We start from the raw sequence: 21,633 nt of genomic DNA, 5'->3' as shown, positions 1-21,633 counted from the left end.
TATGCAATCCAATTATACGCACATAGTGTTAGGGCTTGGAGCCACAGGGCTGTCGGTCGTGCGTTATTTAGTTTCGCAGGGAATTAAACCTTTGGTAATGGATAGCCGTCGCCACCCTCCTGGCGAAGATGTGCTAGCAAAAGAGTTTACTGATGTTGAATTGATGGCAGGTGGTTTTGATTGCCGATATTTAGTTCAAGCAAGTCAATTAATTATCAGTCCTGGTATCTCAATTGATACACCTGAGATTAGAGCTGCGCGTGACATGGGTATTGAGGTTATTGGTGATGTAGAGCTATTTGCCCGAGCCATTGCCGATAGAAAACCTTGCGTGATCGGTATTACAGGATCCAATGGTAAGTCTACCGTGACAACCCTGGTGAACGACATCTTGGTTGCAGCAGGAAAAAAAGTCGCCATGGGCGGTAATATTGGTATTCCAGCATTAGATTTATTGGCTCTGGATGTTGAATACTATGTATTGGAGTTATCTAGCTTTCAGCTTGAAACAACCTTTTCGTTAAACTGTATTGCAGCGACTTGCTTAAATATTAGCGAAGATCATATGGATCGTTATTGCAGCATTGCCAGCTACCGGGAAGCTAAGTTGAATCTGTACCCACAAAGTAAATTTGTGATGTACAACCGTGATGATGAGCTGACTTTTCCCTTTGAACCCATGAACCAAAATACATTCGGTTTAGGGGTGCCTGAAGGGGACGAATGGGGATTAAGCGACGGTAAAATCTTCCACGGTGACAGTGAGATCATGAATTTGAATGATGTCACCTTAATTGGGTCGCATAACCACGCAAATTTACTAGCAGCAATGGCATTGGTTGATGCCTGCTCAGTCGATAAAGCTTTTGCTATTCAAGTTGCTAGTAGCTTTAAGGGCCTAAGCCATCGTTGTGAGCTTGTGGCGGTTGTAGAAGGTGTGACATATATCAATGATTCTAAAGCCACCAATGTTGGTGCAACGGTTGCAGCGTTGCAAGGATTAAATACCCATTTAGGTGAGGTGTTTTTAATTGCAGGTGGTGACGGTAAAGGGGCTGATTTTAATCCCTTAATTCCAGCATTAGAGCATGTGGCAAAGGTCATTACTCTTGGTAAGGACGGCGCGAAAATCGCTAAGCTCAAAAGTAATAGTATTAGCGTAAACACCATGAAAGAAGCGGTTGATACCGCTGCAAAAATAGCTTTCTCAGGTGATATTGTATTGCTGTCACCTGCGTGCGCCAGTTTAGATATGTATCGCAACTTTATGGCGCGTGGCGGCGATTTTAAGCAATGTGTGGAACAACTAGATGGCCAGTAATGAGCAGCGATTAAGCTTGTTCAAACAAGGGCTGAAAGGAATTTGGCCTTCATTGCTTGATGATAATAGCGCTGGCGTGGAGCTTTACGATCGCACATTTTTAGCAGCTATTATTGGCCTGATGTGTTTTGGTTTTGTCATGGTAATGTCAGCTTCTATGCCAGAGGCAGAGAAGTTAACGGGGAATCCGTTTCACTTTATATATCGGCATATTTTTTATCTTGTTGGCTGCATTGTCATTGCGTTTGCGGTGTTGAAAGTTGAGGTGAGTCACTGGGAAAAAAATAGCGGCATGCTAATGATAGGCGTGTTAGTTATGCTATTTGCCGTATTGGTGGTGGGAACATCGGTTAATGGTGCAAGGCGTTGGTTAGCCATTGGACCTGTGCGTATTCAAGTCGCTGAACTGGCAAAGTTTGTTTTTATTGTTTATATGGCGGGTTACCTAGTTCGTCGACATGGTGAGTTAAGGGAAAACCGCAAAGGCTTTTATAAGCCTATTGGTGTTTATGTGTTGTTTGCGGTGTTAATTCTACTGCAACCCGACCTAGGCACAGTAGTGGTATTATTCGTTTGTACCGTCAGTTTATTATTTTTAGCTGGAGCCAGAATAACTGACTTTATGGTGTTGATATTACTCGGAATCGCCACCTTTGTGTTACTGGTGTTATTTGAGCCATACCGAATGCGACGGGTGACGTCGTTTATGGACCCGTGGGAAGACCCATTTGGCAGCGGTTATCAGTTAACTCAATCGTTAATGGCTTATGGTCGGGGGGATTGGTTTGGCCAAGGCTTAGGTAATAGTATTCAAAAGTTAGCTTACTTACCTGAGGCGCACACCGACTTTATTTTTGCGGTCATTGGTGAAGAACTAGGCTTTATGGGCATTATTGCAGTGCTAATAGTAATGTTTTTTATTGCACTGCGCGCTATTAGATTGGGTAACCTTTGTTTGCAAATGCAACGACCGTTTGAAAGCTATGTAGCATATGGCGTGGGTATTTGGATTTGCTTTCAAACTGTTGTTAATGTCGGTGCAAGTATTGGCATGTTGCCAACAAAAGGGCTGACATTACCCTTTATTAGTTATGGTGGTAGTAGCTTGTGGGTAATGACCGCTGCGGTAATGTTGTTAGTCAGGATTGATCATGAAAGGCGTGTCAGTTTGATTCAAGCAGTACAAGGGAGGGCTAAATAGTGACAGATACAAATAACAATAATAGTGCAGTTGCTTATAGCCACTCTCCAAGATTATTAGTGATGGCAGGTGGTACCGGTGGTCATGTTTTTCCTGCATTAGCCGTGGCTAAACATTTAGCCGCCAGCGGCTGGCAGGTACGATGGTTAGGCACTGCAGACCGTATGGAAGCACGCCTAGTGCCACAACATGGTTTTGATATTGAGTTTATCGATATTAAAGGCGTGCGCGGTAATGGCTTGCTGCGTAAATTAGCTGCACCGTTTAAAGTGATACGCTCTATTATTCAAGCCAAAGCAGTGATAGACGATTTTAAGCCCAATGTGGTGTTAGGTATGGGCGGTTTTGCCAGTGGACCTGGTGGCATAGCAGCTAAGTTGGCTGGCGTTCCGGTAGTGCTGCATGAGCAAAATGCTATTCCAGGTTTGACGAACAAATTACTGTCAAAAATTGCCACCAAAGTATTGTGTGCTTTTAACAACACGTTTTCGAGCGATGTTAAAAATGTTGAAGTGGTGGGTAACCCAATCAGACAAGAGTTAGTGTTACTCGGTGGGCTAGAGAAACCCCTTAGCGAAGACGCATTAAAAGTGCTTGTTGTAGGGGGAAGCCTAGGTGCTAAGGCGCTTAATGAAACCTTACCTGATGCGGTTGCTCAGTTAGCGACACAGCATTCTATAACTGTTTGGCATCAAGTGGGTAAAAATAACCTAGATTCTGTTAAAGCCGCTTATCAGCAACTAAACCAGCTTGATAAAGTGAATGTAGCCGAGTTTATTGATGATATGGAAGCCGCATATCGCTGGGCTGATGTGGTAGTGTGCCGCTCAGGTGCATTAACGGTATCTGAATTAGCTGCTGTAGGATTACCAAGTATATTAGTGCCTTATCCACATGCAGTAGATGATCATCAAACTAAAAACGCAGCAGTATTAGTGGATGCAAAGGCGGGCTTTTTATTACCGCAAACAGAATTGAATGCAAAATTGCTTGCTGAAAAATTGCAGCTATTTGCCAGTAATAGACAAGTATTGCTCCAAATGGGGCTAAAAGCACGGGGCGTAGCCGTGTTAGATGCCACTCAAAGAGTTGCAGCTATATGCGCCGCGGTAGCGAAAAAGGGTTGAAATGACAAAGACAGAAAAGTACGCACAGCTTCGTAGCATGATCCCAGAAATGAGACGGATCAAGCGAATTCATTTTGTTGGCATAGGTGGTGCTGGCATGGGTGGTATTGCGGAAGTGTTAGTCAATGAAGGCTATCAAATCAGTGGCTCGGACATTGCGGTAAATAATGTCACCGAACGCTTAGCGCGTTTAGGAGCAAAAATTATTATTGGCCATCAGGCTAACAACGTTGTTGATGTGGATGTTGTGGTCGTCTCAACGGCTATTGATAAGCAGAATCCTGAAATTCTAGCCGCACAGGAAAATCGTACGCCAATCGTGCGTCGTGCAGAAATGTTAGCTGAACTGATGCGTTATCGTCATGGTGTAGCCATTGCTGGTACACATGGTAAAACCACCACAACCAGTTTAATTGCCAGTGTTTATGGTGAAGCTAAGCGCGATCCCACTTTTGTTATTGGCGGACTATTAAACAGTGCAGGTACCAATGCACGTTTAGGTACAAGCCGATATTTGATTGCTGAAGCAGATGAAAGTGATGCCAGCTTCTTACATTTACAGCCAATGGTCAGTGTCGTAACCAATATTGAAGCTGATCATATGGACACTTATGGCGGCGACTTTGAAGTACTTAAAACCACATTTGTGGATTTTTTACATAATTTGCCATTTTACGGTGTCGCGGTAATGTGTATTGATGACCCGGTTATTCAAGAGATATTACCGCGAGTTGGACGTCAAGTAGTCACCTATGGTTTTAGTGAAGATGCCGACGTCAGGGCAAGTAATTTTGTTCAGCAAGGGCATCAATCTCGTTTTACTGCGCACAGAAAAGACAGACCCGATTTAGATATCGTGTTGAACTTACCCGGAGCACACAACGTGCTTAACTCTTTAGCTGCTATTGCAGTGGCCAGTGAAGATGAGATTGATGATGCTTCTATTGTAAAAGCATTAGCAGAGTTTGAAGGTATTGGCCGTAGATTCCAGCATTTAGGTGAGTTTGAGACCCCAAATGGCAAGGTCATGTTAGTGGATGATTATGGGCATCACCCAAGCGAAGTACTTGCAACCATTAAAGCGGCACGTGCAGGTTGGCCTGATAAACGATTAGTGATGGCTTACCAGCCACATCGTTATAGCCGTACTCGCGATCTATACGAAGACTTTGTCGAGGTACTATCGCAAGTCGATTGTTTGCTGTTACTTGATGTTTATGCTGCTGGCGAAAATCCGATACCGGGTGCTGATGGCCGAGCATTGTGTCGTTCAATTCGCGTGCGCGGTCAGGTTGACCCGATATTTATCTCTGGGCCTGATCAACTCGCAAGTGTATTACCTGATGTATTACAAGACGGAGACTTATTACTAACTCAAGGTGCGGGTAATATTGGTGCGTTATCACGTGAGTTAGCAAGCAGTGAACTGGGTTTTAAGCCAGCATGATGTTAAAATAAAACTGAACGGTTTTTGTACAGCTATGCAGTTGAAAAATCGTGCTTTTATACAGCCATTAAGCACTATATAATGGCCGGTTTGTTGCAGGATCGTATCAGCAGTTTTCGGGAGTGATTATCGGTGTCATGGAGCAAGAAAGGACGCCAGTTAAAACAAAAACTAAAACACGTTAATTGGTATTTGTATTTTGGTTTGATGTTTTTGCTCAGTGTGTTGGCAACAATTACATGGAGTGGCATGAAGCTTCATGAGTTACTTAATGATGCTGATGCCCTTCCGATAGAAGCAATTGCCATTAAAGGCGAGCGCCATTATACCTCGGACGAAGAAATCCAGGTGGCGTTGCAATCAATGATGAAAAGTAGTTTTTTTAACGCAGACGTATTAGATATACAGCGGGCATTAGAAAGCCTACCGTGGGTTTATCATGCGTCTGTTAGGCGCGAGTGGCCTGCAAAATTTAAGGTTAATTTGCAAGAGCAACAAGCCGTGGCGCACTGGAACGGTGATGCTTGGCTAAATGTTAACGGTGAAGTGTTTAATGCTTTGGCGGAATTGGACCTAGTTGATTTACCTAAGTTGTCAGGTCCTGATGATATGGCTGAAGAAGTACTTATAAGCTTTAGGCAATTAGATGACTTACTTCAGATTAATGGATTTAAATTAGCCAGTCTGCGATTAAGCCCACGCCATGCATGGCAAGCTGAATTGGCTAATGGCATACAAATAGAGCTAGGGCGTGAGGATAAAATGTCTCGAATACAGCGTTTTATTAATGTCTACCCGACACTAGTGCAAAGTGAAAGACCCGTCGCCAGAGTTGATTTACGTTATGACACAGGTTTTGCTGTGGGCTGGGATGAGACCAATAAGAGAACTGAGAATAAATGACCAAAAATCAGGAAAGAAACCTTATCGTAGGGTTAGATATCGGAACATCAAAGGTCGCTGTCATAATAGGTGAAGTACTGCCGGATGGCGAAATTAGTGTTATTGGTTTAGGTAATCATCCTTCTCGTGGCATGGACAAAGGCGGTGTGAATGATCTCGACTCAATCGTACGCAGTGTTCAAAGGGCATTAGATCAAGCTGAATTAATGGCTGACTGCCAGGTGTCTTCTGTTTATTTAAGTATTTCAGGTAAACATATCGCGTGTCAGAATGAAAACGGCATGGTGTCGATTAACGACGAAGAAGTGACCCAAGAAGATGTCGACAACGTCATTCATACCGCACGTTCGGTTAAAATTCCCACCGAGCGTCGTATTTTGCATGTGTTGCCACAAGAATATTCAATTGACGTGCAAGACGGTATAAAAAGCCCAATAGGTATGTCTGGCATGCGGATGGAAGCGAAAGCTCATATTGTGACATGTGCAAATGACATGGCTAAAAACATCACCAAAAGTGTTGAACGTTGCGGTTTAAAAGTGGATGACTTGGTTTTCTCAGGTATTGCATCGGCAGACTCTGTATTGACCAATGATGAAAAAGATTTAGGTGTGTGTATTGTCGATATCGGTGGCGGAACAACCGATATTGCTGTTTATACCAATGGCGCATTACGCCATTGCGCGGTTGTGCCAGTAGCTGGTAATCAAGTAACCAGTGATATTGCTAAAATATTTCGCACACCGTTAACCCATGCCGAACAAATTAAAGTGCAGTTTGCCAGCGCAAGAAGCTCAATGGTAAGCCGTGAAGACAGTATTGAAGTGCCATCTGTCGGTGGGAGACCTTCGCGCAGCATGTCACGTCATACTCTGGCTGAAGTTGTTGAGCCAAGGTACCAAGAATTATTTGAGTTAGTACTTAAGCAATTACAAGATAGCGGCTTAGAAGATCAAATTGCCGCAGGTATAGTGCTAACTGGCGGAACATCCTCCATAACAGGCGTGGTAGACATTGCCGAAGCGACATTCGGTATGCCAGTGCGAGTCGCATCGCCACTGCCTGTTAAAGGATTATATGAATACGTGGACCAACCAATTTACTCAACAGGGATAGGGTTGCTTCACTATGGGGCAAGAAGGCTTATCGAACGTCAGTTCGAACGTCCTGAACGCCAAGGGGTAACTAGCTTTTTAAATCGGGTAAAAAGCTGGTTTAAGGGTGAATTTTAAATAACGCAGACAAACGGGATCAGACAATGTTTGAGATCATGGATTCACATTCAGACGAAGCGGTGATTAAAGTCATCGGTGTCGGTGGTGGTGGCGGAAACGCTGTCGAACATATGGTAAAGCACAGCATTGAAGGTGTTGAGTTTATCGTAACAAACACAGATGCACAGGCATTACGTAAATCAAGTGCGGGTTCAACTATCCAACTTGGACGTGATGTTACAAAAGGTCTAGGTGCTGGGGCAAACCCAGACGTAGGCCGTCAAGCGGCAGAAGAAGATCGTGAAAATATTCGTGCGGCAATTAAAGGATCTGACATGATCTTTATCGCAGCGGGCATGGGCGGAGGTACCGGTACCGGTGCTGCACCAGTCGTTGCTGAAATCGCACGCGAAGAAGGTATCTTAACGGTTGCCGTTGTGACTAAGCCGTTCCCATTTGAAGGCAAAAAGCGTATGGCATACGCTGAGATAGGGATCGCTGAGTTAGCTAAACATGTGGATTCATTAATTACCATTCCAAATGAAAAGCTACTTAAAGTGCTTGGTCGTGGTACATCATTACTCGATGCATTCGCAGCAGCTAATAACGTGCTACTTGGTGCGGTGCAGGGTATTGCTGAGCTAATTACTCGTCCAGGTTTAATTAACGTGGATTTCGCCGACGTGAAAACCGTTATGTCTGAAATGGGTAATGCCATGATGGGTACGGGTGTCGCTACTGGTGATGACCGCGCAGAAGAAGCAGCAGAAGCAGCGGTTGCAAGTCCATTATTAGAAGATATTGATCTAGCTGGCGCCCGTGGCGTATTAGTTAACATTACTGCTGGTATGGACATCACAATTGAAGAGCTAGAAACAGTGGGTAACCACGTTAAAGCCTATGCATCTGAAAATGCTACAGTAGTAGTCGGTGCGGTGATTGATCCTGAAATGAGTGATGAGCTACGTGTAACGGTAGTTGCTACGGGTATTGGCATTGAAAAGAAGCCTGATATTCAGTTAGTGCAAAAAACAGCACCACGCCCAGAGCCAGTAGTTATTGAGCCACGCCCAGAGCCAGTTGACGAACCTATTGTAGCGCAAACATATTCTTCGCCGAAGAGTAATGCTGTACCACAATCAGTTCCAGCTCCACGTGCAGATGCAGATTATTTAGATATTCCAGCATTTTTACGTAAGCAAGCTGATTAACTAGCATAACTATCAACCCGTTTAAAAGCGGTTTTGATAGGCTGATATTAATATTGTTTACAATATTAATATTAATAAAGGTGTGATGATTACGTAGTTGATAACGAAATGACGTTGTTCTGGGGTCATTTGCATTTTTTTTGTGAATTGCGCAAGATATGGTAGCATGTCGTACCAGCTATACATGATAGCTTTAGGTATTTATTTTAAGCTTTTGTTTTTATTGTTATTTACGGGTAAATGAATGATTTTTCAAAGAACTGTTCAAAAAATGGTGAAGAGTACTGGTGTCGGATTACATTCTGGCAACAAGGTCACTCTGTGCATTATGCCCGCACCAGTAAATACAGGGATTGTACTAACACGTACCGATCTTACGCCTCCAGTGTCTATACCTGCTAAGGCTGAATTAGTGCGTGAAACGACAATGTGTACAGCGCTTGTAAATGATACTGGTGTTCGTATATCTACAATTGAACATCTATTTGCAGCACTTGCTGGTTTAGGCATTGATAATGCGATTATCGAAGTTGATGCCCCTGAAATCCCAATTATGGATGGCAGTGCCAGTCCGTTTGTATTTTTGCTGCAAAGCGCAGGCATTAAAGAACAAGCGGCACCGAAAAAATACCTAAAAATTACCAAACCTATTCGAGTGGAAGACGGTGATAAATGGGCTGAGTTAAGACCTTTTAAAGGGTTTAGAGTTGATTTTAAAATTGACTTTACTCATCCAGAAATTGCTCGAAGCCAACAACATATGGTAATGGACTTTTCTACATCCGCTTTTGTAAAAGATATCAGCCGTGCTAGAACCTTCGGCTTTATGCGTGACATTGAATATTTGCGTGCGAATAACCTAGCTTTAGGTGGCAGCATGGAAAATGCTGTAGTGCTTGACGAATACCGCGTCCTCAACCCTGATGGTCTGCGTTATGAAGACGAGTTCGTTAAGCATAAAATTCTCGACGCTTTTGGTGATTTGTATGTAGCAGGTCATGCCATTGTCGGTGAATTTAAAGCATACAAAACAGGTCATGCATTAAATAATCAACTCGTTAGAGCGCTACTTGCCCAGCAGGATGCATGGGAATTAGTCAGCTTTGACAAAGAAGCCGATGTGCCTGTCAGCTTCATTGTGCCAGGTTCAGCGGCACTAGCTTAATCGTTTTATCGCCTATTACGGCTGGCCAATGCAGCCAGCCGTTTTAGTTTTTCACCCAGTGATCCTTCAACATGATCAGCCAATGCAGTGATGTGTTGCGCAGCTTCATTACTGATATAAGTGTGATTCACCTGGGAGTTTACATTTCCTATTGCTAATCCTGGGTTGACTTTAACCTCAATAGCAGTGAGCATGGGTAATGTTTCAGCCTGAAGTTGTCGTAGTAGTTTAGGCTTTTGAAAATTAATTCTCGCGGCCCAGGCAGCGGATGACGTTTCAACAACAAGAACACCCTGGCGGAGATTGGCTACTTTTAGCTGCTCTGCCGCAGGACCATCGATAATCTGTTTTAAATAATTATTCAGATTATTTAATAGTTCTGCTTTCTCAGCGAGTTCAGGAAGTTTTCCTGACAAATGTAATAAATTGCTGAGGTCTTGAGGGGGCTTTTTCATATGATAATAAGATGGCTGAGTTAGGCTATGAGTGTAACAGTATTTGTTCAAGGTCGAAATGGGGTCACGCGCTGGCAACCCAGTAAGCGATGGTTTCTTCTACCCATCATGATAATGGTCACCGGAACTGCTATTTATCAATACAGTACCGATCGCTTTGCTAATCAACAAGCTAAAGTGGACGAAAACCAACAATTGCGTGAGCAACAAAAACAGCAAGTTATTGAGCTCAAACACGCAACCGAAATTCAACTGTCTACGTTAGTAACTCATGTTGCTAAAATGCAGGCCAAAATTACCCGACTTGAGGCATTAGGCCAGCAAGTCGCCCAAAATAATTTACTCGACGATCAATTCGATTTCCATGTAGAAGTTGGTATCGGCGGTTACAGTGAATTAGGGACAGGAATCGAATTAAGTCAGCTTATTAATGATATGAATACGCTGGCATCAAGAATTGATAGTAATAATCTTCAGTTGTCACTACTTGAAACAGTGTCAACAAATCTCCATATAGATGAAGAGCGTTATATATCAGGGCGGCCAATCGATAAAGGTTGGTTATCTTCGCCCTATGGTTTACGCAATGACCCTTTTAATGGCCGTAGAACAATGCATAAAGGTATTGATTTTGCTGGGCGAGAAGGGGCCGACGTTGTTGCAACTGCCGCAGGTGTAATAACGTGGTCAGGAAGTATGTTTGGATATGGTGAGCTTATCGAAATAGATCATGGTAATGGTCTTCGAACTCGCTATGGACACAATAAATCTCTGTCAGTAAACGTAGGTGACGTCGTTGCCAAAGGCGATACAATCGCCAGTATGGGAAGCACAGGCCGCTCAACCGGCCCTCATGTGCATTACGAAGTGCTTCGCGGTGGACAACAAATAGATCCACAAAAGTATGTCTATCGCAAAGCAAGTTGATCATATTAACGGTTAATCCGCTCTGAAGAGCCAAACCTACAAGAGATAAGTGACTAAGATGTTAGGTAAATTACTGACAAAAGTATTTGGAAGCAAAAACGATCGTACCCTAAAGAACTTGGGTAAAGTGGTCACTAAAATTAACGCATTGGAAGCAGATTATGAAAAACTCTCCGATGAAGAACTAAAAGCAAAAACCGCAGAGTTTCGCCAGCGTCTAGATTCAGGTGAAAGCTTAGAAAGTCTGATGGCAGAAGCATTTGCCGTTGTGCGTGAAGCGTCAAAACGTGTGTTTAACATGCGTCCTTTTGATGTCCAATTACTTGGCGGTATGGTTTTAGACAGCAATCGTATTGCTGAAATGCGTACCGGTGAAGGTAAAACATTAACCGCAACATTACCTGCATATTTGAATGGTCTCAGTGGCAAAGGTGTTCACGTTATTACTGTGAATGATTACTTAGCCCGTCGTGATGCTGAATTCAATCGTCCGTTATTTGAGTTTTTAGGCTTAACGGTTGGCGTTAACGTTGCTGGTATTGGTCAAATAGAAAAGAAACAGGCGTATAACGCAGATATAACTTATGGCACCAATAACGAATTTGGTTTCGATTATCTGCGCGACAATATGGCCTTTTCTCCACAAGAGCGTGTACAACGCCCACTAAACTACGCATTGATCGATGAAGTCGATTCAATCTTAATTGATGAAGCGCGTACGCCACTGATCATTTCAGGTGCAGCTGAAAACAGCTCAGATCTGTACATTAAAGTGAATAAGTTAATTCCTAGTCTTGTACGTCAAGATAAAGAAGATACCGAAGACTACATCGGTGAAGGTGACTTCACAATCGATGAAAAAGGTAAACAAGTTCATTTAACAGAACGTGGTCAAGAGAAAGTTGAACTACTGTTAACTGAACAAGGCATGTTAGCTGAAGGTGATTCACTTTATTCAGCCGCAAATATTTCATTACTGCATCACGTGTATGCAGCACTTCGTGCACATACTTTATTTGAACGCGATGTTGATTATATTATCCAAGACGATGATGTTGTTATTGTAGATGAACATACTGGCCGTACAATGCCAGGACGTCGTTGGTCAGAAGGTTTGCATCAAGCGGTTGAAGCTAAAGAAGGGGTTCATATTCAAAATGAAAACCAAACATTGGCGTCAATTACCTTTCAAAACTACTTCCGTCAGTATGATAAATTAGCCGGTATGACGGGTACTGCCGACACTGAAGCATTCGAGTTTCAGCATATCTATGGCCTAGATACCGTTGTAGTACCGACTAACCGTCCAATGGTTCGTAACGACATGGCCGATTTAGTTTATCTAACAGCTGCAGAAAAGTACGATGCTATTGTTGCTGATATTAAAGGTTGCCGTGAACGCGGACAGCCAGTGCTAGTGGGTACCGTTTCTATTGAGCAATCAGAGCTGCTTAATACATTATTGAAAAAAGCCAAAATTCCACACAGTGTGCTAAATGCTAAGTTCCATGAAAAAGAAGCTGAAATTGTTGCCCAAGCCGGTAGTTTAGGCGCAGTAACTATTGCAACAAATATGGCTGGCCGTGGTACGGATATCGTATTAGGCGGCAACTGGAACATGGAGATAGAAGCGTTAGATAATCCAACAGCAGAACAGAAAGCTAAAATTAAAGCAGATTGGCAAATACGCCATGATGAAGTGCTTGCGGCTGGCGGTTTACACATTCTTGGTACCGAGCGTCATGAATCGCGTCGTATCGATAATCAGCTACGTGGTCGTGCTGGTCGTCAAGGTGATGCGGGTTCTTCACGCTTCTACCTATCGATGGAAGATAGCTTAATGCGTATCTTCGCTTCAGATCGTGTTTCAGGCATGATGAAAAAGCTGGGTATGGAAGAAGGCGAAGCTATCGAACATCCATGGGTATCTCGTGCCATCGAAAATGCACAGCGCAAAGTAGAAGCGCGTAACTTCGATATTCGTAAGCAATTGCTTGAATATGATGACGTGGCAAATGATCAACGCCAAGTTGTTTATTCGCAACGTAATGAGTTAATGGATGCTGAAAGCATTGAAGACACCATCAAGAATATCGAACAAGATGTGGTTTCTGGCGTTATTGATACTTATATCCCACAGAATTCTTTAGAAGAGTTATGGGACGTACCAGGCTTAGAGCAACGTTTACATAATGAGTTCGCCTTAAAGCTTCCGATACAAGAATGGTTAGATAAAGAAGACGATCTACATGAAGAGACATTACGTGAGCGTATTGTGACATCATGGACTGAAGCCTTTAAAGCTAAAGAGCAGATGGTTGGCCCGCAAGTATTACGTCAATTTGAAAAAGCTGTAATGCTACAAACCTTAGATGGTTTATGGAAAGAGCATTTGGCTGCGATGGATCATCTACGTCAAGGTATCCATTTACGTGGGTATGCACAAAAAAATCCTAAGCAAGAATATAAGCGTGAATCATTTGAGTTGTTTCAACAGATGCTTGAAACATTAAAGCACGATGTCATCAGTGTATTATCGAAAGTGCAAGTACAAGCACAATCTGATGTAGATGACATGGAACAACGCCGTCGCGATGAAGAAGCTAAGATTAAACGTGATTACCAACATGCAACGGCACAAGCATTGGACGAAGGTGAAACGACAGCTACAGCGGAAAAACCTAAGACGGTTATACGCGATGGTGAGAAAGTGGGACGTAATGATCCATGTCCCTGCGGATCAGGTCAGAAATTTAAACAATGCCATGGCAAATTAAGTTAATAAACCAGTTAGCTTAGCTAAACCAGCATAGTGATTATAAAAAGCAGCTTATATAGCTGCTTTTTTTATATCTGATTGGCAAGAGTCTAAGCTTATAAAGCACCTATTGTGGATAACTTTGGGGGTAAATGGTGCAAAACATGTATGTAAGTGGGTAACTATCAAAAAGATCGTAAAAAACCGATCTTTTTACACAAAAGCCCTTGCACTGCCTCAGAATCTCCCTATAATGCGCAACCACTGACACGGCACAGCGCGAAAGCAAAGTGGCATCTGAAGTTAATCACTTAGGAAGTCAGGTTGATTTGAAAGGATAAAAACTTCGGTTTCATCATCAAATCAACAGCGAAAAGAAAGTTTGAAAAAACACTTGACGCTGACAACAGGGTCTGTAGAATACGCAGCCCAAGCCAACGACCTAGCGTCTTACGGCGATGTTTGAAAAATCAACATCAACGCTCTTTAACAATTTATCAAGTAATCTGTGTGGACATTCACAGGTATTGAGTTATTCGAAATTGCTTCTTCTTAGGAAGAGCAATCAAAAAATTTAAACTCAATGCAACGATGAATGTTCATAGCAATATGTACAAAAAGACTTTGTTAACTTCGGTTGATAAAGCAATCAGAATTCATTGAGCCGAATCGCAAGATTCAAAAAAACTTTAATTGAAGAGTTTGATCATGGCTCAGATTGAACGCTGGCGGCAGGCCTAACACATGCAAGTCGAGCGGCAGCGGGAAGATAGCTTGCTATCTTTGCCGGCGAGCGGCGGACGGGTGAGTAATGCCTAGGGATCTGCCCAGTCGAGGGGGATAACAGTTGGAAACGACTGCTAATACCGCATACGCCCTACGGGGGAAAGGAGGGGACCTTCGGGCCTTTCGCGATTGGATGAACCTAGGTGGGATTAGCTAGTTGGTGAGGTAATGGCTCACCAAGGCGACGATCCCTAGCTGTTCTGAGAGGATGATCAGCCACACTGGGACTGAGACACGGCCCAGACTCCTACGGGAGGCAGCAGTGGGGAATATTGCACAATGGGCGAAAGCCTGATGCAGCCATGCCGCGTGTGTGAAGAAGGCCTTCGGGTTGTAAAGCACTTTCAGTAGGGAGGAAAGGCAGTAGTTTAATAAACTACTGCTGTGACGTTACCTACAGAAGAAGGACCGGCTAACTCCGTGCCAGCAGCCGCGGTAATACGGAGGGTCCGAGCGTTAATCGGAATTACTGGGCGTAAAGCGTGCGCAGGCGGTTTTTTAAGCCAGATGTGAAAGCCCTGGGCTCAACCTAGGAATTGCATTTGGAACTGGGGAACTAGAGTCTTGTAGAGGGAGGTAGAATTTCAGGTGTAGCGGTGAAATGCGTAGATATCTGAAGGAATACCGGTGGCGAAGGCGGCCTCCTGGACAAAGACTGACGCTCATGCACGAAAGCGTGGGGAGCAAACAGGATTAGATACCCTGGTAGTCCACGCCGTAAACGATGTCTACTCGGAGTTTGGTGACTTAGTCACTGGGCTCCCAAGCTAACGCATTAAGTAGACCGCCTGGGGAGTACGGCCGCAAGGTTAAAACTCAAATGAATTGACGGGGGCCCGCACAAGCGGTGGAGCATGTGGTTTAATTCGATGCAACGCGAAGAACCTTACCTACTCTTGACATCCAGAGAATTCGCTAGAGATAGCTTAGTGCCTTCGGGAACTCTGAGACAGGTGCTGCATGGCTGTCGTCAGCTCGTGTTGTGAAATGTTGGGTTAAGTCCCGCAACGAGCGCAACCCCTATCCTTATTTGCCAGCGAGTAATGTCGGGAACTTTAGGGAGACTGCCGGTGATAAACCGGAGGAAGGTGGGGACGACGTCAAGTCATCATGGCCCTTACGAGTAGGGCTACACACGTGCTACAATGGCGTATACAGAGGGTTGCAAAGCCGCGAGGTGGAGCTAATCTCACAAAGTACGTCGTAGTCCGGATTGGAGTCTGCAACTCGACTCCATGAAGTCGGAATCGCTAGTAATCGTGAATCAGAATGTCACGGTGAATACGTTCCCGGGCCTTGTACACACCGCCCGTCACACCATGGGAGTGGGCTGCAAAAGAAGTGGGTAGTTTAACCTTCGGGAGAACGCTCACCACTTTGTGGTTCATGACTGGGGTGAAGTCGTAACAAGGTAGCCCTAGGGGAACCTGGGGCTGGATCACCTCCTTACCTATACGACTAACTCAATACCTAAAGTGCAGAGATGCATGTGAGTGTTCACACAGATTACTTGATAGAAAGAAAGAGAAATTACGTTGGGTCTGTAGCTCAGCTGGTTAGAGCGCACCCCTGATAAGGGTGAGGTCGGTGGTTCAAGTCCACTCTGACCCACCAATTCTTCATTTCTCCTGTGTTAATTTACCGCTCGTTTAGTGAACTAAACGTCCGCAATAAATTGCCTTGGATAAATTCGAATTGGCAAGCCAAATAAAATGGCTGACCTTCTTAGAAGGTAAACGTAAATTCTCACTGTATGTAAAGGGGTTATAGCTCAGCTGGGAGAGCGCCTGCCTTGCACGCAGGAGGTCTGCGGTTCGATCCCGCATAGCTCCACCATTCTCTTGAATGAGAAACATACATATTGGTCCGAGATGCCAAAGATAAACGAAATTTTATCTTTGGCTTTTTTAAGCCCGCTCTTTAACAATTTGGAAAGCTGATAGTACTAACTCAAGGCGCATAGATGATGATTCGTTGTCGTTTGTGTGATTACGTTAGTGCGAAAAATAATATTGATGTGAAAGCATCAGTATCTTGAGTTCTCAAAACACTGTTTAAGTGTCTTGAATATTCTAAAAACTAAGGCGAGTCACACTTCCTGGTCGGGAGTGAGACAAGTAAAAACCAGCTAGTTGCGATACAGTCTAATTAGTTCATTCTCTTGTTTACAAGGGTTGTGAAACTCATTTGGGTTGTATGGTTAAGTGACTAAGCGTATACGGTGGATGCCTTGGCAGTCAGAGGCGATGAAGGACGTAATAACTTGCGAAAAGCGTTGGCGAGCTAGTAATAAGCATTTGAGCTAACGATATCCGAATGGGGAAACCCGGCCACATAAGTGGTCATCATACAGTGAATACATAGCTGTATGAGGCGAACCTGGGGAACTGAAACATCTAAGTACCCAGAGGAAAAGAAATCAACCGAGATTCCCCTAGTAGCGGCGAGCGAACGGGGATTAGCCCTTAAGTCTATGGGGTGTTAGTGGAATGAGTTGGAAAGCTCAGCGGCACAGGGTGATAGCCCCGTACATGAAAACTAACCATAGATGAAAACGAGTAAGGCGGGACACGTGACATCCTGTTTGAATATGGGGGGACCATCCTCCAAGGCTAAATACTCCTGACTGACCGATAGTGAACCAGTACCGTGAGGGAAAGGCGAAAAGAACCCCTGTGAGGGGAGTGAAATAGAACCTGAAACCGTATACGTACAAGCAGTGGGAGCGGTTCTTGAGACCGTGACTGCGTACCTTTTGTATAATGGGTCAGCGACTTACGTTTTGTAGCGAGGTTAAGCGAATAGCGGAGCCGTAGGGAAACCGAGTGTTAACTGCGCGTTTAGTTGCAAGGCGTAGACCCGAAACCGAGTGATCTAGCCATGGGCAGGTTGAAGGTTGAGTAACATCAACTGGAGGACCGAACCGACTTATGTTGAAAAATGAGCGGATGACTTGTGGCTGGGGGTGAAAGGCCAATCAAACTCGGAGATATCTGGTTCTCCTCGAAAGCTATTTAGGTAGCGCCTCGAGCGAATACCATTGGGGGTAGAGCACTGTTAAGGCTAGGGGGTCATCCCGACTTACCAACCCTTTGCAAACTCCGAATACCAATGAGTACTACTCGGGAGACAGACAGCGGGTGCTAACGTCCGTTGTCAAAAGGGAAACAACCCAGACCGTCAGCTAAGGTCCCAAAGTGTATGTTAAGTGGGAAACGATGTGGGAAGGCTTAGACAGCTAGGATGTTGGCTTAGAAGCAGCCATCATTTAAAGAAAGCGTAATAGCTCACTAGTCGAGTCGGCCTGCGCGGAAGATTTAACGGGGCTAAACATACCACCGAAGCTACGGGTTTGCAGTTTACTGCAAGCGGTAGAGGAGCGTTCTGTAAGCGGTTGAAGGTGAAGGGGTAACCCACACTGGACGTATCAGAAGTGCGAATGCTGACATGAGTAACGATAAAGGGAGTGAAAAACTCCCTCGCCGAAAGACCAAGGGTTCCTGTCCAACGTTAATCGGGGCAGGGTGAGTCGACCCCTAAGGTGAGGCCGAAAGGCGTAATCGATGGAAAACAGATTAATATTTCTGTACCTCTGCTAACTGCGATGGAGAGACGGAGAAGGCTAGGCTAGCGCGGCGTTGGTAGTCCGCGTTTAAGGTAGTAGGCAGTGTTCTTAGGCAAATCCGGGAACACCTCTTTAGTGAGAATGCTGAGAGCTGATGACGAGTCACTAAGGTGATGAAGTAGTTGATGCCATGCTTCCAGGAAAATCTTCTAAGCTTCAGGTTAGTAGGGATCGTACCCCAAACCGACACAGGTGGTCGGGTAGAGAATACCAAGGCGCTTGAGAGAACTCGGCTGAAGGAACTAGGCAAAATGGTACCGTAACTTCGGGAGAAGGTACGCTGCTGTTGGTGATGGGACTTGCTCCCTAAGCTGACGGCAGTCGCAGATACCAGGTGGCTGCAACTGTTTATCAAAAACACAGCACTGTGCAAAATCGCAAGATGACGTATACGGTGTGACGCCTGCCCGGTGCCGGAAGGTTAATTGATTGGGTTATCGCAAGAGAAGCTCATGATCGAAGCCCCGGTAAACGGCGGCCGTAACTATAACGGTCCTAAGGTAGCGAAATTCCTTGTCGGGTAAGTTCCGACCTGCACGAATGGCGTAATGATGGCCACGCTGTCTCCAGCCGAGACTCAGTGAAGTTGAAATTGCGGTGAAGATGCCGTATACCCGCGGCTAGACGGAAAGACCCCGTGAACCTTTACTATAGCTTGGCACTGAACATTGAACCTACATGTGTAGGATAGGTGGGAGACTTTGAAGCTTCGTCGCTAGATGGAGTGGAGTCAATCTTGAAATACCACCCTTGTAGTTTTGATGTTCTAACTCTGGCCCCTTATCGGGGTTGAGGACAGTGCCTGGTGGGTAGTTTGACTGGGGCGGTCTCCTCCCAAAGAGTAACGGAGGAGCACGAAGGTTGGCTAAGTACGGTCGGACATCGTACGGTTAGTGCAATGGCATAAGCCAGCTTAACTGCGAGACATACACGTCGAGCAGGTACGAAAGTAGGTCATAGTGATCCGGTGGTTCTGAATGGAAGGGCCATCGCTCAACGGATAAAAGGTACTCCGGGGATAACAGGCTGATACCGCCCAAGAGTTCATATCGGCGGCGGTGTTTGGCACCTCGATGTCGGCTCATCACATCCTGGGGCTGAAGTCGGTCCCAAGGGTATGGCTGTTCGCCATTTAAAGTGGTACGCGAGCTGGGTTCAGAACGTCGTGAGACAGTTCGGTCCCTATCTGCCGTGGGCGTTGGATGATTGAGGGGAGCTGCTCCTAGTACGAGAGGACCGGAGTGGACGAACCGCTGGTGTTCGGGTTGTCATGCCAATGGCATTGCCCGGTAGCTACGTTCGGAATCGATAACCGCTGAAAGCATCTAAGCGGGAAGCGAGCCCCAAGATGAGTCATCCCTAGAGCTTTAAGCTCTCTAAAGGGCCGTAGGAGACTACTACGTTGATAGGCAAGGTGTGTAAGCGTTGTGAGGCGTTGAGCTAACTTGTACTAATGACCCGTGAGGCTTAACCATACAACCCAGATGGGTTTTACTGATACGACTTAGTATTAGAATGGGACGCTTAAATAGTGTGACGAGACTCAAACTGAGATAAAGCAATCAGCTTTCCGAATTATTATTTAATGCTAGTTAAATAGCGTTAGATAAACCAAATTTGTCTGGAAACCATAGAGCTGTGGCACCACCTGATCCCATTCCGAACTCAGAAGTGAAACACAGTATCGCCGATGGTAGTGTGGGGTCTCCCCATGTGAGAGTAGGTCATTTCCAGGCGCCAATTAAAATTACTCATCATAATGATGAGTAATAATATAAAGCAAGTTTTGCTGATATGGCTCAGTCGGTAGAGCGCATCCTTGGTAAGGATGAGGTCCCCAGTTCGATTCTGGGTATCAGCACCACGAATAATCTAGTGTATTGTCCTAGTAGAATTTGTCTGGAAACCATAGAGCTGTGGCACCACCTGATCCCATTCCGAACTCAGAAGTGAAACACAGTATCGCCGATGGTAGTGTGGGGTCTCCCCATGTGAGAGTAGGTCATTTCCAGGCGCTAAATAAAGCAGCAAGGCCACTCTAATTGAGTGGCTTTTTTGTTTTGTGTCGAAGTACTATTCTTGAGCATGAAAGTCGTGTGGCCGATATGCCCATGTGAGAGTAGGTCATTTCCAGGCGCTAAATAAAACAAAAAGGCCACTCTAACTGAGTGGCCTTTTTGCTTTGTGTCGAAGTACTATCCTTGAGCATGAAAGTCGTGTACCCGATATGCTCATGTGAGAGTAGGTCATTTCCAGGCGCCAAATAAAACAGCAAGGTCACTCTAATTGAGTGGCCTTTTTGTTTACGACGAAAAACTATTCTTGAGCATGAGTCATACAATTTACATTAAACATAGTGTGGCCGATATCCCCATGTGAGAGTAGGTCATACCATTTACATTAATTAATTGGTCAGTTTTGTCCACCGTCTAGAACATAGTAGAATCACCCTTTCCGGCTCTGCAATAAATCGATTCCATGCAATGGAACACTGCTCAACAATATCGTCATATCCACTAAAGCAACGATTGGCGAGTTCATTCTGACGAAGCCATTGCCACACTTGTTCTATAGGGTTGAGTTCTGGCGAATAGGGCGGAAGCTTAAGGATACTAAGGTTATCAAAGTCCTCTGTCAGATCCTGTTGATGCCAACCTGCGCCATCCATGATGACCAAAGCATGGCGACTCGATTCGGTAGCCTCTGAAATTAATTTTAAATGCTCCCACATATATTCACTATTGGCATGCGGGGCAATAATAGCCTCTGTCGCACCCGTTGCCGGACACACCGCGCCATATAAATACGCTGATTCAAACTGTTGTTGCCTTACCGCTCGTGGTCGGGTTCCTTTCGTTGCCCAAATGCGGGTCGTTGTATTTTGCTGACCAAATCTGGCTTCATCTTGAAACCAAACATCAATGCGATCTAACGCCACATGACCAGGGGTGTTAAGGATCGTTGACAGCTGGAAGTTTTTTAAAAGCGTCCTGAATATCTTGAGATTGCTTTGGGTGACGAGAGCGGGTCGTTATCCATGACAATCCTAATTGATGCAGTAATCTGTAGATATTTGCCTGTTTAAAGGTCACGCCAAATTCAGACTGGATAAAAAGACTAACATCTCTTGCCATCAATCTTCCGCCACTCTCAGACAAGCTTTGACGTTGTACAAATTCTTTCAGATTTACCAGTTGTTTCGCCGATAATTGAGCGGGTCGACCTGGATTATGTTTATCATCTAGGCCGCTAATGCCATGAGTTAAATAATGAGTAACCCATGCATTTACACTGGTTCTACTGACCTTCAACATGTTGGCTATAGCAGTACGAGAATGACCTTCGGTAAAATGAAGTAAGGCGAGATAACGCATACGTTTACGTGCGCTTTTCTCAGATTTAACTAATGCTGCAAGATTGAGATTATTCATCGATACTGAAATAAGGAAATGACAACTAATTAGATCACATATTTAATGTAAATGGTATTACT

The 21,633-nt window shown here is 44.6% G+C and carries 12 protein-coding genes, 3 tRNA genes and 4 rRNA genes; 17 read left to right on the top strand and 2 right to left on the bottom strand.

All coding sequences use genetic code 11. The features are described 5' to 3' along the window. Nucleotide 1: 1 nt before the first annotated feature. The 8 genes from murD to lpxC all read left to right on the top strand — a co-directional run bounded on the left by murD (nt 2) and on the right by lpxC (nt 9,589). Nucleotides 2-1,321: a UDP-N-acetylmuramoyl-L-alanine--D-glutamate ligase gene (gene murD / locus ACRWQN_RS00095; protein ID WP_434939346.1), complete on the top strand. Its 1,320-nt coding sequence runs from the start codon at nt 2-4 to the stop codon at nt 1,319-1,321. Beyond that, the gene (gene ftsW / locus ACRWQN_RS00090; protein ID WP_434927446.1) at nt 1,311-2,522 is read left to right on the top strand and encodes a cell division protein FtsW; all 1,212 of its coding nucleotides are present in this window, start codon (nt 1,311-1,313) and stop codon (nt 2,520-2,522) included. The genes murD and ftsW overlap by 11 nt, the downstream gene beginning before the upstream one ends. Before the next feature lie 62 nt (nt 2,523-2,584). Continuing rightward, nucleotides 2,585-3,649 carry an undecaprenyldiphospho-muramoylpentapeptide beta-N-acetylglucosaminyltransferase gene (gene murG, locus ACRWQN_RS00085; protein ID WP_434928882.1) on the top strand — a complete coding sequence of 355 codons (1,065 nt, stop codon included), beginning with the start codon at nt 2,585-2,587 and terminating at the stop codon, nt 3,647-3,649. 1 nt (nt 3,650) lies between these two features. Beyond that, entirely contained in the window at nt 3,651-5,096 is a 1,446-nt protein-coding gene (murC, locus tag ACRWQN_RS00080) for a UDP-N-acetylmuramate--L-alanine ligase (protein ID WP_434939345.1), read from the top strand. Nucleotides 5,097-5,228: 132 nt separating this feature from the next. Beyond that, nucleotides 5,229-5,999 carry a cell division protein FtsQ/DivIB gene (locus ACRWQN_RS00075; RefSeq protein ID WP_434927444.1) on the top strand — a complete coding sequence of 257 codons (771 nt, stop codon included), beginning with the start codon at nt 5,229-5,231 and terminating at the stop codon, nt 5,997-5,999. Continuing rightward, a complete protein-coding gene (gene ftsA, locus ACRWQN_RS00070) occupies nt 5,996-7,231 on the top strand; it encodes a cell division protein FtsA (RefSeq protein ID WP_226412745.1) in 1,236 nt (411 codons plus the stop codon). Before ACRWQN_RS00075 ends, ftsA begins: the two co-directional genes overlap by 4 nt. Nucleotides 7,232-7,257: 26 nt before the next feature. After that, nucleotides 7,258-8,424, top strand: a complete 1,167-nt coding sequence (ftsZ, locus tag ACRWQN_RS00065; RefSeq protein ID WP_434927443.1) for a cell division protein FtsZ — start codon at nt 7,258-7,260, stop codon at nt 8,422-8,424. A 244-nt stretch (nt 8,425-8,668) separates the two neighbouring features. Next, nucleotides 8,669-9,589, top strand: a complete 921-nt coding sequence (gene lpxC / locus ACRWQN_RS00060) for a UDP-3-O-acyl-N-acetylglucosamine deacetylase (protein ID WP_434927442.1) — start codon at nt 8,669-8,671, stop codon at nt 9,587-9,589. 5 nt (nt 9,590-9,594) lie between these two features. Here lpxC and ACRWQN_RS00055 read toward each other — a convergent pair whose 3' ends face one another. After that, nucleotides 9,595-10,044, bottom strand: a complete 450-nt coding sequence (locus ACRWQN_RS00055; RefSeq protein WP_434927441.1) for a DUF721 domain-containing protein — start codon at nt 10,042-10,044, stop codon at nt 9,595-9,597. Nucleotides 10,045-10,071: 27 nt separating this feature from the next. On the opposite strand from ACRWQN_RS00055, the gene ACRWQN_RS00050 reads away from it, so the two are divergent. The 9 genes from ACRWQN_RS00050 (at nt 10,072) to rrf (ACRWQN_RS00010) (ending at nt 20,154) form a co-directional block, all read left to right on the top strand. Continuing rightward, complete coding sequence (locus ACRWQN_RS00050; protein ID WP_434927440.1) at nt 10,072-10,971, top strand: M23 family metallopeptidase; 900 nt, start codon at nt 10,072-10,074, stop codon at nt 10,969-10,971. Nucleotides 10,972-11,029: 58 nt separating this feature from the next. Next, nucleotides 11,030-13,753: a preprotein translocase subunit SecA gene (gene secA / locus ACRWQN_RS00045; RefSeq protein WP_434931950.1), complete on the top strand. Its 2,724-nt coding sequence runs from the start codon at nt 11,030-11,032 to the stop codon at nt 13,751-13,753. Nucleotides 13,754-14,419: 666 nt separating this feature from the next. Continuing rightward, nucleotides 14,420-15,964: ribosomal RNA gene (locus tag ACRWQN_RS00040) — 16S ribosomal RNA — on the top strand. Nucleotides 15,965-16,052: 88 nt separating this feature from the next. Next, nucleotides 16,053-16,129 (top strand) — tRNA-Ile (locus ACRWQN_RS00035). 146 nt (nt 16,130-16,275) lie between these two features. Next, nucleotides 16,276-16,351: transfer RNA gene (locus ACRWQN_RS00030), tRNA-Ala, on the top strand. 362 nt (nt 16,352-16,713) lie between these two features. After that, nucleotides 16,714-19,615 (top strand): 23S ribosomal RNA (locus tag ACRWQN_RS00025). Nucleotides 19,616-19,760: 145 nt separating this feature from the next. Beyond that, a 5S ribosomal RNA gene (gene rrf, locus ACRWQN_RS00020) occupies nt 19,761-19,876 on the top strand. Nucleotides 19,877-19,928: 52 nt separating this feature from the next. Then, a tRNA-Thr gene (locus ACRWQN_RS00015) sits at nt 19,929-20,004 on the top strand. A 34-nt stretch (nt 20,005-20,038) separates the two neighbouring features. Beyond that, nucleotides 20,039-20,154, top strand: a 5S ribosomal RNA gene (rrf, locus tag ACRWQN_RS00010). The 16S, 23S and 5S rRNA genes sit together here with 3 tRNA genes alongside, the layout of an rRNA operon. Nucleotides 20,155-20,544: 390 nt before the next feature. Here rrf (ACRWQN_RS00010) and ACRWQN_RS00005 read toward each other — a convergent pair. Continuing rightward, nucleotides 20,545-21,571, bottom strand: a protein-coding gene (locus ACRWQN_RS00005; RefSeq protein WP_434939344.1) for an IS630 family transposase whose coding sequence is annotated in 2 segments (ribosomal slippage) — nt 20,545-21,114 and nt 21,116-21,571 — 1,026 coding nt in all. Because the reading frame shifts where the segments join, the coding sequence is not laid out codon by codon here. Nucleotides 21,572-21,633 lie beyond the last annotated feature (62 nt).

This window comes from Shewanella sp. HL-SH8, from assembly GCF_051165765.1.
GTDB lineage: Bacteria > Pseudomonadota > Gammaproteobacteria > Enterobacterales > Shewanellaceae > Shewanella > Shewanella glacialimarina.
This window is presented reverse-complemented; position numbering and strand designations above follow the sequence as displayed.